This is a genomic window from Achromobacter sp. JCM 18799, from assembly GCF_055395645.1.
On sequence record NZ_AP043866.1, the window covers coordinates 2,284,676 to 2,296,803 of the forward strand.

Below are 12,128 nucleotides of genomic sequence, written 5' to 3' on the forward strand. Positions count from 1 at the left end.
GCAGTTGCAGCAATTCTTGCGGTAATCCCCAGCCATCTTCACCTCCGGGCGGGCCCACACATTTTGCGTATTTTTGATACGTATCTTTAGTTTATATATTGCCAAATCATACACATCAGGGTTTTCACTGAATTTCGCTATATTGCGACATAAGATGTGTAACGAACACTCCTAAGTTTTCGAAAACATTATTAAAACCTGCTGAACGGCGGTTATCTTGGCCTGAAAATAGTTTCCGCAACCCAAGAATATTTCGAAATAATATCAATGCGATGAGTCCGGGGAGGCGGAATTTGAAATTATTTGTCATTCTGCTGGTAATGCTGGCACCATATGCGCACCGGCAAATGCAACTTTCTCCTAACACTGTTGCAGGCCTTTTCCATCCGATACTCAACCGGGATCGGCTATCCGTTCAGAAACGCCAGCGGAAATGAGAGACGAAAAAGGCAAGAGACGCATGTTTCCGGCGAGTCCGCTTTGCCTCGCCCTCTTGTGCATGATGGCGGCCGGCTCTCAGGCCAGGGCGGAAGGCCCGCTACGCGGCAATCCGGTGGACGCCATGCCGCGGCTGGAGCGTCCGCCCTCGGCGACGCAACCCCCGCCCTACGTCCAGACGGCAACGCCGGAACAACTGGCCTTGCAGGCCCGGCTGGCTCAACGCATCGTGCCGCGCAATTTCGACGTCAGCGGCGTGCGCGCCATTCCATTCGAGGAAGTATCCGGACTGCTCAGCCCGCTCGCGGGCAAGGAAATCAGCCTGGGCGAACTGGTCCAGGAAGTCGACAAGATCACGCAGCTCTACCGCGACAAGGGCTTCCCGCTTTCCTTCGCGCTGCTGCAGAACCAGACCTTCGCCAACGGCCTGGTGGTGGTGACGGTGGTCGAGGGCTACATCGCCAACGTGCGGATCGAAGGCGACATCGGCAATGCGCAGGACCGGCTTGAAGCGCTGGCCGCGCCGATGCAGGAAGAACGGCCGCTCAAGCAGGCCACGCTGGAACGTCAGTTGAACCTGATGCGCACCGTGCCCGGCGTCAAATTCACGCCCAGCCTGGATTTGCCCCGCCGCGCGGACGGCGCGACCGAACTGGTGCTGACGGCCAGCCGCCAGCCCGTCAGTCTGACGGGCGGCATCGCGGATCTGGGCACCGGCATGCAGCCCATCGTGAACCTGGCGACCAACAGCCTGACGCCCCTGGGCGAGCAAGTGAAGCTGACTGCCTCGGTGCCCTTCAATACCGATGACGTGAAGTACGTATCGGGCGAAATCCGGGTGCCGATTGGTGCGGACGGCCTGGCGATCAAGATCGACGGTTATCACTACGATGCCCGGCCCCAGGACGACGCAATCGAAATGCTGGGCTTCGAACGCCGCGTGAAGAACGACCGCATCGGCGTCGGCGTGAGCTATCCGTTCCTGTTGAACAACACCCGATCGCTGACAGGAACCCTGGGCGTATACGCGGCCAATTCGAAGGACCGGTACGAGGCCCGCAGTACCGACCGCTGGCTGCAGCAGGATGCGCAGGTGCGCGCGGCGACCGCCGAAATGCGCTACATCCAGGTGTCCGAGACCAAGGCCACCGACGTTACGCTGAGCGTGGCCAAGGGTTTTGACGCCGCCGGCGCGAAAAAGGATATATCGACCAACTACGGTTATTCCGCCACCCCGCTGCTGGACCTGGATTTCACCCGCTACAACCTGAACGCCAGGCAAACCTTCGTGCTGCCCGCCCAGATCGGCCTGGTTTTCTCGGGCGCGGCGCAATACTCCAGCAACATCCTGCCCTCTTCCGAACAGATCTCGTACGGCAGCTGGCGCTACGCCATGGGCTATCCGCAGGGCGAGCAAAGCGGCGACAAGGGCGTCGGCGTATCGGCGGAAATCAATCGCCGCTTCGGCGTGGGCTGGGAATACCTGTCCAGCGTGCAGCCCTATGCCTTGGTCGACTACGCGCGCACTTGGTACAACAACAAGGACCTGCAGACCCTGAACCAGCGGCACCTGTCTTCCGTGGCCCTGGGCTTGCGCTTTACCGACGACAAATACTATCTGTTCGATTTCAACGTGGCCAAGCCAGTGGGATCGGCCACCGTGACCGACAACCGCAACGTGCGCTTCAACGCCAACTATTCGCTGTTCTACGACGCGTTCTAGGCGCCCTGGACGACGCGCCCGGCAAGCAGATGAACGCCCGCTACGACGGGCGTTTTTTCTTGGGACGCCGCCGGCGTTACGTAACGTCCGACGTAACGTTACGTCGGATGGACGGCTTTCCGTAACATTCGCAGGCTCCTGGCGATCGTAAAAATGCGGATTTTCCAGATTTAAGGAAAACCCTTAATTTCCTGGATACCCTATTGATAACAAAGCGATTTAATTCATCAAGAATTACCGGAACTGGCGTTTTGAAGCGGTTCTGAAAAATCTTGGCATGGTTTGTGCATGAGGAAGCGTATCGGGTTGTTTCGACGCCTGACTCTTCCAACCAAAGGAGCTCGCCATGCATACCCATTCCGACACGCGCCGCCTGCAACGCGCCCTGACCGCCACCGTCCTGGCCACCGCACTGGTGAGTGCCCTGGCCGCCTGCGGCGGCGGCGGCGGCGGAAAGAAAACCGCGGGTCTGCCCGGAACGGACATTCCGACCAATCCTGGCGGTGGCGGCCTTGATCCCGGCGGCGGCCTCAATCCTGGCGGCGGCACCGACCCCGGTGGCGGCACCAATCCTGGCGGCGGCACCAACCCCGGCGGCGGCACCAACCCTGGCGGCGGCACCAACCCCGGCGGCGGCACCGATCCTGGCGGCGGCACCAACCCGCCGCGCGTGAGCGGCCTGCTCGAAACCACGCTGGGCAATACCGGCGCAGCGCTCGACAACACCCTGCCCCTCAATCTGGACACAACCTTGAGCGGCGTGGGCAAGGCGCTGGATCCCACGATCAAACCGGTAGCCGACACCGTCGTCGGCCTGACCCAGCAGATTGGCGCGACTACCGGTCTGGGGCAGCCGGCTGACGGCGTCGTCCGGCAGGTGGGAGGCCTGGTCAGCGACCTGGGCACCAACGTCAAGGGATCGGGACTGCCCGGCGGTTTGGGCGCCGGTGTGGGCGGCCTGGTGGACGGCCTGGGCAAGACCGTCGCCAGCACCGGCGGCCTGCTGAACGCGAACCCCAACAATCCGAATCCGCTGACGACCGTGCTGGGCAATGCCACCGGCGCGGTGGGCGCCTTGACCGGGGCGCTGTCGGGCCAGGGCGGCCTGCTGCAGCCCATCACCCAGGTGGTGGGCGGCGTGACCGGCGGCGTGCTTGGCGGCCCCACCACTCCGCTGCTCGAGCCTGCGCTCGGCAATGTCGGCAAGACGGTCGACAACGTGTTGCCACTGGGCCTGCAGCCCATGCTGGCGGGCGTGGGCGGCGCGCTCGATCCCACCGCCAGTCCCTTGGCCGGCAAGGTCACGGGACTGACGCAGCAAGTGGGCGATGCGACCAAACTCGGTGCGCCGGTGGCCGGCCTGTTGACCAGCCTGGGCGGCACGGTCACCAATCTGGGCGGCGCGTTGCCGGGCGGCACGCCGGGCTTGAACGGCGTGCTGCAAGGACTGGGCGGCGCGGTCGCCAGCGCGGGCGGCCTGCTGCATGCCACGCCGGGCAACGCCAATCCGCTGGGTTCGACGCTGGCCAACGCCACGGGCGCGGTCGCCTCGCTCACCGGCGGTCTGGGCCTGGGCGGGGTGACGGGCGGCTTGACCGGCGGCGCAAACGGCACGGGCGGCCTGCTGGCGCCCGTGACGGGTCTGCTGGGCGGCGTGACCGGGGCCGTAGGCGGCGCGACTGGCGGCGCCAACGGCGGTCTGCTGGCTCCGGTGACGGGCCTGCTGGGCGGCGTGACGGGCGCCGTCGGCGGCACGGCGGGAGGCGCTGCTGGCGGCGGCTTGCTGGGCGGACTGGTCGGTGGATTGACGGGAGCTGGCGGCGCCGCGGCCGGAGCCGGCGCCTCGGCCGGCACGAACGGCGGCGGCCTGCTGGGCGGGCTGGTGGGTGGCGTGAATGTCGCGGCCGGCGCTGGCGCCGGGGCGAGCGCAGGCGCCCCTGCCGGCGCGCCCGCCGCTACGGGAGGATCGGGCGGCACGAGCGGCGGCGCCGCCAACGGCGGACTGCTCGGTGGCCTGCTGGGCGGGGTGACAGGCAGCCTGACGGGCGGCACGGCGGCGGGCGGATCTTCCGGCGGGACCGCCAACGGCGGCCTGCTGGGCGGACTGCTCGGCGGCCTGGCCGGCAAGAAGTGATCCATCGCAACCGCCAGGAACCCACATCATGCTGCAACAACAGACCTACTTTCACCACGAGCATGTGACCGGCATGGCTGAATCAGCAGGAAGCAACCGGCGGTCCGGCATGCTGGACGAAATCGTCCTGCTGCTGGGGCGGCAGTTCGCCGCCTACAACGCGGCATGCCAGTCGGCCCTGGCGGAAAAGCTGGGCATTCCCCTGGCGGACCTGAAGGCGCTGGAGCTGGTCATGGAGTTCGATGCCCTTCCAACCGGCCATCTGGCCCAGTTGATGGGCATCAGCTCCGGCGGCGCGACGGCCTTGATCAACCGGCTGGAAGCGGCCGGTTATGTCCAGCGCGGCCGCCACCCGCTGGACCGCCGGATGATCGTGATCCGGCCGGTCGAGGAGTCGTGCCAGGCGCTGGCGCAGGAACGGCAGTGGATCGCCGAAGCCATCGCGACCACGGCACGCGGTTATGACACCGCGGAACTGGAAGCGGTGCACGCATTCCTGACGCGTTGCGGCCGCAGCCTGAAGCGCGACACGCTGGCGTGGCTGGAAAGAGGCAGCGCACACCAATCCGTGTAACCATGCGGCGGGGGCCCCGCCCCCGCCGCATGAGCCGGATCAGGCCGCTTCGGGCGGCCCGAAGTGCAGGCGCGGCACCGCAGCCAGCAGCCTGCGCGTCATGTCCTGGCGGGGTTCGTGCAGCACCGCATCGGCCTGGCCCAATTCGATGATGCGTCCGCCGTCCATGACGGCGATGCGGTCCGCCAGATACTCGACCACGCCGAAGTTGTGCGTGATGAACAGATAGGCAATGCCCAGCTCAAGCTGCAATTCACGCAGCAGGTCCAGGATCTGGGCTTGCACGGAGACATCCAGCGCCGACGTGGGCTCATCGCAGATCAGCACTTTGGGTTCGACCGCCAGCGCCCGCGCAATGGCGATCCGCTGGCGCTGGCCGCCCGAGAATTCGTGCGGATAGCGCGCCAGGGTATTGGACGGCAGGCCCACGCGTTCGATCAGCCTTGCGGCATGCGCGCGGCGCGATTCCTTGTCCATGCCGGCACGCAGGGACGCCAGCCCCTCATCCAGGATGTCGCCTACCCGCATGCGCGGATCGAGCGAGGCATACGGGTCCTGGAAGACGATCTGGATGTCCTGCCTCAGCCGCTGCAGCGTGCGCCGGTCCGCCGACAGCACGTCCTGTCCCTGCAGCATGGCCCGGCCCGATACGCGCGCGCCGTCGATCAATCGCAGCAGCGCCTTGCCCGTGGTGGTCTTGCCGCAGCCGGACTCGCCCAGCAGGGCCAGCGTTTCGCCGGCCTTCAGCGTGAAGGTCACGCCGTCCACGGCCTTGACCCAGGACGCGACGCGGCGCAGCGGCCCCTTGCGCACGGGGTAATGGACCTTCAGGTCCTGCACGTCCAGTACCACGCCGGCATCGCGCGCCTGGGCGTCGGCGGCCACCCGGGCCGCGTCTCGCGCCATGGCCTCGCGGCCGCTTTCCGTGAGCGGCGTACCGCGCTTTTCGAACGTGGGGATCGCTTCGAACAGCTGCCGCGCATAGGGGTGCTTAGGCGCGCGGAAGAACTCTCCGGCGTCGGCGCTTTCGACGATCTCGCCGCCGCGCATCAGCGCCACGTGGTGGGCGACGTTCTTCACCACCGCCAGGTCGTGGGTGATCAGCAGCACCGCCATGCCCATTTCCCGCTGGATGTCGGCCAGCAGATCCAGCACCTGCGCCTGCACCGTGACGTCCAGCGCCGTGGTGGGCTCGTCCGCGATGAGCAGCAAGGGCTCGGCCGCCAGCGCGATGGCGATCATGACGCGCTGCTTCTGCCCGCCCGAGAACTGGAACGGATAGTCGTCGATGCGCCGCTCGGGCTCGGGAATGCCCACCCGCCGCAGCCAATCCACGGCGCGGGCGCGCGCCGCCGCGCCGCGCAAAGGCGTATGGGCGATCAGCGTTTCGATGATCTGATCGCCCACCCGCATGACCGGGTTCAGGCTGGTGGACGGTTCCTGGAAGATGATGCCGATGCGCCCGCCGCGCACGCCGCGCATGGCGCTTTCCGGCAGGCGGTTGAGGTCTTCTCCGTCCAGGTCGATCTGTCCGCCCACGATGCGGCCGGCGTCGGGCAGCAGGCGCAGCAGCGCCAGCGCCGTCATGCTCTTGCCGCAACCCGATTCGCCGACCAGCGCGAAAGTCTGCCGTCTGGAGATCGCCAGCTGCAGCCGCTTGACCGCATGCGTCATGCCGCTTTCGCCGGCGATATCGACGTCCAGGCCGTGCACTTCAAGCAAGGGAGCCTGGCTCATGGCGCATCTCCCGGCCGTGACTGGCGCGTATCGGTCGCCAGGGCCGTGCGCGGCGCGCGGCCGAACAGGCCGAAGCGCGCCATGCGGCCGGGCTTGTAGCGGCGCGTGCGCGGATCAAAGGCGTCGCGCACCGCGTCGGCGAACAGGTTGGCGGCCAGCACCAGCGCCAGCATGAACAGGAATGCGGTCAAGAGGTTCCACCAGATCATCGGGTCACGGGACATTTCCAGCCGGGCGCCGTCGATCATGGAGCCGAAGGAGTTCATGCTGGGATCCACGCCTATGCCCAGATAGGACAGCACCGCCTCGTACAAGACCAGGCCGGAAAATTCCAGCACCACGGTGATCAGGACCAGGTGCGCCACGTTGGGCAGCAGATGGCGGGTCATGATGCGCCAGTGGGAAACGCCGAAGGCCCGTGCCGCCTGCACGTATTCCAGCTCGCGCAGCTTGAGGGTTTCGGCGCGCAGCAGGCGGCACAGCCCGGCCCAGCCGGTAAAGCCCAGGATCATGCAGAGCAGGAACAGCCGCAGGTCGGCGCGCGCGGCCGATGTGTCGAACAGGTCGGCATGGTTGTCGATGTACACCTGCATCATCAACGCGCAGGCGGCCACCAGCAGCACGCCCGGAATCGAGGTGATGGTGGTGTAGAGGTACTGGATGCCGTCGTCGACCTTGCCTTTGAAATAGCCGGCGGCGATGCCGAAGACGATGGCCGGCGGCAGCATGGCGATGGTGGTGAGGCTGCCGATGACCAGCGCGGTGCGGATGCTCTTCAGGGCCTGCCACAGCACGTCGTTGCCGATGCGGTCGGTGCCCAGCGCGTGATAGCCGCTGGACAGGCCGGCCAGGGCGCCAGCCGTCAGGCACAGCAGCGTGAAGGTGACGGCCATGGCGCGCCAGGGCACGTCCGAAGCCGCCTCCTCGGCGACCCTTGCGGCGCGCCGCCGGGCCAGGCCTGCGTACATCAGCCCGATCACGGCGGCGGACACCGCCAGCCCTGCGGCCAAGCCCAGCCCGAGCCGCTTGGCGACATCGCCCAGGTGGTCGCGGTCGGCGTCCTCCAGATGCACGCCCGCTCCCCGCAGCCGGGGAAAGTCGCGCACCGGCTTGTCGTTGACGAGCATGGTTTCCTTGGTGAACTGCCGTATCGCCAAAGGCTCGGAATAGGTCTTTTCCGGCGTGGTCAGCACGGAACCCGTGAGCAGTCCGTCCAGCGCCGAGCGCACCGCGGGCGCATAGGCCGGCGGCGCGTCGGCCGCGGCGCCGGGGGCCGGCGGCAGCAGCGGCCGGTAATGCACCGAGTCCAGCAGGCCCACCACCACGAACGCGGCCAGAATCACCGCCGAGCACATGGCCGGCGTGTCGCGCGCCACGCGCGCCCAGGTCGCGCGCAGGTTCGGGCTGCGGCGCACATGCCATACATAGGCCAGCGCGCCCAGCGCCATGAGCCACAGCGCGATATCGGTCCAGAGGAAGACGAACTTGGGCATGGCGGCTACTCGAATCGGACGCGGGGGTCGGCCAGCGTGTAGGAAATGTCGGCCAGGATCAGCCCCACGATGTAGAGGGCGGCGCCCAGGAACACCATGGCGCGCACGATGGAGAAGTCCTGCGCGTTGATGGCGTCGATGGTGTAGCTGCCCAGGCCGGGAATGCCGAAGAAGGACTCCGCGATCAGGCTGCCCATGAACAGCAGCGGCAACGCCGCCACCGTGCTGGTCAGGATGGGCAGCATGGCGTTGCGCAGCACGTGCCGGAACAGCACGACGCGTTCCGCCAGGCCCTTGGAACGCGCGGTGCGCACATAGTCCTTGCCGATCTCCTCCAGGAACAGGGTGCGGTAGAAGCGCGCCTCCGGCCCCAGCCGCGACACGATCGCGACCAGCACCGGCAGCGCCAGGAACTTGACCACGTCCAGCCCGCCCGAAAAGCCCGAGAACGGCACCAGCCGCAACAGCTTCGCAAAGACCCATTGGCCGGCGATGATGTAGAACAGGCTGGAGATGGACAGCAGCAGCACGCAGACCACCACGCCCCAGAAGTCGAGCCGAGTGGCGCGGAAATACACCAGCGTCAGGGAAAAGACGATGCTGACGAAGAGCCCCAGGAAGAAGGTGGGCACCGCCAGCGCCAGGCTGGGCCCCATGCGCGTCTTGATCTCGCGGCCGATGTCGCGCCCGCCGTCGGACGCGCCGAAGTCCATGACCAGCAAGGGCACCGAACGCTGGTAGAACACCGTGTCGGTCAGTTGCGCCGCGCCTTGAGCCTTGGCATTGAAGAACAGCGGCTTGTCGTAGCCGCGCTCGACCTTCCATTTCTCCACGGCTTCCTGGTTGGCGCGCTGCCCGCCGATGGCCAGCCGCGCCATGTCGTCGGGCGTGTTCACGGCGAAGAACAGGATGAAGGTGAAGAGATTCACGCCGATCAGGATCAGCACGCCGTACAGCAACCGGCGGATCACATAGCCGATCATGATTGATGCTCCTTGCCCAGGGCCGGCGCGAATGCCGTCTGGCGTTCACGCCGCTTCAGCGCCACATACGACGGCCATATCGCCAGCGCCAGCAATAGCGCGAACAGGCCTATCGGCCACCACCTCGGATAATTCCACTCGTCGATCTTCTGCTGCCGCAGGACCGGGTCTATCTTCATGTACTGCAGCGTGTTGCGCACCATCTGGGTCGGCTTGGCATTGCCGACCCACTGCTGGTACGCGCCGCCCGACATCGGGAAGTAGCCGAACATCCAGGGCGCGTCGCGCTGCACGATGGCGGTCATCTTGGCGATGAGCTGTTCCTTTTCCGGGCCATCGTCCAGGAACTTCATCTGCTCGAAGAGGCGGTCATATTCGGGGCTGGCGTAGTTGGCCGCGTTCTCGCCGCCGCCCTTGGCCTTGGCGTTGGGACCGTAAAGCAGGAACAGGAAGTTCTCGGCGTCGGGGTAGTCGGCGTTCCAGCCCCACAGGAAGATCTGCGCGGACCCTCGCATCATCTTGTCCTGGAAGCGGTTGTAGTCGGTGGCGCGCACGTCCAGCTGCACGCCGATCTTGGCCATCTGGCGCCGCATCCAGTCGAACTGCGGATTGGAGCCGCCGCCCTGCATGGAGTCGTAATAGAGCACCAGCGGCGCGCCGGTCTGGGCGTTGCGGCCGTCTGGGTAGCCGGCCTCGGCCAGCAGGCGGCGGGCAACGTCCACGGACTTGCGCACGGGCTTGCCATCGACCAGGTTGTAGACCACCGGGTTCACGCCTTCGGGCGGCTCGCGGTAGCCGAGCACGCCCGGCGGCACCGGGCCGTAAGCCACCGATGCCTGGCTGTTTTCGAACACCGCGACGTACTCTTCCCAGTCGAAGGCGATGCTGATCGCCTGGCGCAGCTTGCGGTTCCTTTCTTCCTGTTCCGGCGTGTCGCCCTTGCCCACCACCGGGTCCAGCCAGTTGAAGCCCATGTACCAGTTGGCGGTCTCGACGGTCGTGGGCAGCTTGATGCCGTGTTCGTTGTACAGGCGCGCCTTGTCCTGGCTGTCGCCCGCCGCGACCAGCATGGCCACGCCGTACTCGCCGCGCTCGATCTGCGGCACGTCGTAATAGCCCTGCAGGAACTTGCCGGTCAGGGGGATGGCTTCCTTTTCGACGCTGAATTCCGCGCGGTCGATGAAGGGCGTGGGCTTGCCGCAGTCGGCCAGCAACCCCGCGGCCGCATCGCCGGGCTCGCCTTCGCAGGGATAGGGTTCGCCGTGGAAGTTGGGGTTGCGGCCCAGCACGTGGCGGCGGTTCTGCAGCGACTCCACCAGCATGTAGGGGCCGGTGCCGACCGGCCACGTATTGAACGACAGGTCGTGCGCCGCCATGCCGGGCTGGCTGTAGAAGCGATCAGCCTCCCAGGGGATGGGCGCGGTGAAGGTCATGGCCAGCCAGTACTTGAACTGCGGGTACTTGCCGTTGACGCGGATGCGCAGCGTATGCGGATCCAGCGCCTGCACGCCCGTAAAGCCGTCGGCCTCGCGCAGATCCAGCCAGGGCGGCGCGCCGGCGCCGCCCGGCATGTCTTGCCGCAGCGCCTGGTCGCGCTGGCGCAGCCGGTCGGCATACTCCTTCAGGCCCGTCACGTGCTCGGTCATGAGGCTGGAGATCGGCGACACCACGCGCGGGCTGACCAGGCGCCGGAACGCGTAGACGTAATCGTCGGCCGTCAGTTCGCGCGTGCCGGTGCGCGGGAAATCGGGAATGTAGAACTTGTCGTCCAGTTCTCCTGGCGCCAGCGGAAAGTAGTCGTAGCTGCCGTCGGTCTTGCGGGCGAATGCCGGATGCGGCGCAAAGCGCGTCCCCGGCCGGATCTTGATATCGTAGATGCTTTGCGCGATCTGCTCGCCGGGCGTGTCGGCGGGCAGCGTGTTGCCCTGCGCGTCCAGGTAGACGGGCGGGTCGATCGACGCCGCCGCGCGCGGCACCAGTTCGTAGGGCCGCTTCAGGTAGTGGTAGCCGTACAGCGTCTCATAGATGTTGTACGTATAAGGGGTCTCGTCGCCGGAATAAGAGCTGGCCGGATCCAGGTACTTCGGAGAGCGTTTGACGAAGGCGGAAAACAGCGTGTTCTGGCTTTCGGCGCCGGACGGATAGGGGCTGTTGATGGGGCTTTCTTGCGAGCAGCCCGCCAACGCCAGCGACAGCAGCATGGCCGCCGCCCAGAGCCGCTTCAATGCACGCATGGAAACCTTCCCTTCGAATCGTTGCGACAGAGGATAGCAAACACGGGCCGGGGACCATACCCAGGCATCCCCCAGGGCTGGCGGCGCTTGGGCGCGGCGTTCCGGGCCGGCCCGCGCGGGTTCAGCCGCACTGGCGCTGCCGCCAGCAGTCGTAGCGCCACTTCCAGGGTTGCATGGCGCCGGGCTGCGCCCACAGGCCGCGCCCGGCCGCCTTGGCCTGGCGCTGCAGGTCCGGCATGGCCTTGTCGCGCAGGTAGTCCCCCTGGCGCGCCGTATAGGCCCAGGCGTAACCGGCCTCCACTTGCAGGCGGTTGGCCGAGCGGCCGTCATCCAGGATCAGGGCGCAGACTTCCCGGCCGTACTGATCCTTCTCGTAGCATTGCGCGGTGAGCGTCTTGCCTGCGACCAGGCCAGCCAGGTTCTTGCGCGAAGCCTCGGCATAAGGCTGTCCGGGTTGATCGGACCCGTGGCCCTCTTCGGGAGCATCAATGCTGTCCATGCGGATGCGATGCTGGCCGTCGGGCGCGCGCAGGGTCACGGTATCGCCGTCGGCCACGTTCACGATCGTGCCGGTGACCGTGTAGCTGCCCTGCGGGACGCCGCCAGCCAGCGTCGCGCCGGGCCGGCCCTGTGTGGAAGGGGCCGGACGTTCGGTGCGCCCATCTCTTTCCGAAGGCTGCAGCCAGTTGACGATGGCGCCCGCCGCCGCGAGGATCACGGCGACGATCAGGGCGGTCAGCTTGCTGCCGCCGCGTAAGGGAGATTTGCCGCGCACCAGCCGGGCTCCAGGTAGGAAAACGCAGGCAGTTTGC

The 12,128-nt window shown here is 66.6% G+C and carries 8 protein-coding genes; 3 read left to right on the forward strand and 5 right to left on the reverse strand.

The window, feature by feature from the left end; all coding sequences use genetic code 11:
• The first annotated feature begins 499 nt into the window (after positions 1–499).
• The 3 genes from ACZ5YA_RS10810 (at position 500) to ACZ5YA_RS10820 (ending at position 4,869) form a co-directional block, all read left to right on the forward strand.
• Positions 500–2,161, forward strand: a complete 1,662-nt coding sequence (locus ACZ5YA_RS10810; protein ID WP_464092846.1) for a ShlB/FhaC/HecB family hemolysin secretion/activation protein — start codon at positions 500–502, stop codon at positions 2,159–2,161.
• A gap of 346 nt (positions 2,162–2,507) precedes the next feature.
• Entirely contained in the window at positions 2,508–4,295 is a 1,788-nt protein-coding gene (locus ACZ5YA_RS10815; protein ID WP_464092489.1) for a collagen-like triple helix repeat-containing protein, read from the forward strand.
• A gap of 28 nt (positions 4,296–4,323) precedes the next feature.
• Complete coding sequence (locus tag ACZ5YA_RS10820; RefSeq protein ID WP_464092490.1) at positions 4,324–4,869, forward strand: MarR family winged helix-turn-helix transcriptional regulator; 546 nt, start codon at positions 4,324–4,326, stop codon at positions 4,867–4,869.
• A 39-nt stretch (positions 4,870–4,908) separates the two neighbouring features.
• Here the strand turns inward: ACZ5YA_RS10820 and ACZ5YA_RS10825 are convergent, their stop codons facing one another.
• The 5 genes from ACZ5YA_RS10825 to ACZ5YA_RS10845 all read right to left on the reverse strand — a co-directional run bounded on the left by ACZ5YA_RS10825 (position 4,909) and on the right by ACZ5YA_RS10845 (position 12,094).
• Complete coding sequence (locus tag ACZ5YA_RS10825) at positions 4,909–6,606, reverse strand: ABC transporter ATP-binding protein (RefSeq protein ID WP_280016640.1); 1,698 nt, start codon at positions 6,604–6,606, stop codon at positions 4,909–4,911.
• Complete coding sequence (locus ACZ5YA_RS10830) at positions 6,603–8,099, reverse strand: ABC transporter permease (protein ID WP_464092491.1); 1,497 nt, start codon at positions 8,097–8,099, stop codon at positions 6,603–6,605. The genes ACZ5YA_RS10825 and ACZ5YA_RS10830 overlap by 4 nt, the downstream gene beginning before the upstream one ends.
• A gap of 5 nt (positions 8,100–8,104) precedes the next feature.
• Positions 8,105–9,082 (reverse strand): ABC transporter permease, encoded by a 978-nt coding sequence (locus ACZ5YA_RS10835; protein ID WP_059372223.1) that lies wholly within the window; start codon positions 9,080–9,082, stop codon positions 8,105–8,107.
• A complete protein-coding gene (locus ACZ5YA_RS10840; RefSeq protein WP_464092492.1) occupies positions 9,079–11,316 on the reverse strand; it encodes an ABC transporter substrate-binding protein in 2,238 nt (745 codons plus the stop codon). The genes ACZ5YA_RS10835 and ACZ5YA_RS10840 overlap by 4 nt, the downstream gene beginning before the upstream one ends.
• Positions 11,317–11,437: 121 nt before the next feature.
• The gene (locus ACZ5YA_RS10845; protein WP_464092847.1) at positions 11,438–12,094 is read right to left on the reverse strand and encodes a thermonuclease family protein; all 657 of its coding nucleotides are present in this window, start codon (positions 12,092–12,094) and stop codon (positions 11,438–11,440) included.
• Between the last annotated feature and the right edge of the window lie 34 nt (positions 12,095–12,128).

What these genes read in the sequence shown, in the direction of transcription:
- ACZ5YA_RS10830 (WP_464092491.1), bottom strand. Translation starts at nt 8,099, where the DNA reads ATGCCCAAGTTCGTCTTCCTCTGGACCGATATCGCGCTGTGGCTCATG.
- ACZ5YA_RS10835 (WP_059372223.1), bottom strand. Translation starts at nt 9,082, where the DNA reads ATGATCGGCTATGTGATCCGCCGGTTGCTGTACGGCGTGCTGATCCTG.
- ACZ5YA_RS10820 (WP_464092490.1), top strand. Translation starts at nt 4,324, where the DNA reads ATGCTGCAACAACAGACCTACTTTCACCACGAGCATGTGACCGGCATG.
- ACZ5YA_RS10810 (WP_464092846.1), top strand. Translation starts at nt 500, where the DNA reads ATGATGGCGGCCGGCTCTCAGGCCAGGGCGGAAGGCCCGCTACGCGGC.
- ACZ5YA_RS10840 (WP_464092492.1), bottom strand. Translation starts at nt 11,316, where the DNA reads ATGCGTGCATTGAAGCGGCTCTGGGCGGCGGCCATGCTGCTGTCGCTG.
- ACZ5YA_RS10825 (WP_280016640.1), bottom strand. Translation starts at nt 6,606, where the DNA reads ATGAGCCAGGCTCCCTTGCTTGAAGTGCACGGCCTGGACGTCGATATC.
- ACZ5YA_RS10815 (WP_464092489.1), top strand. Translation starts at nt 2,508, where the DNA reads ATGCATACCCATTCCGACACGCGCCGCCTGCAACGCGCCCTGACCGCC.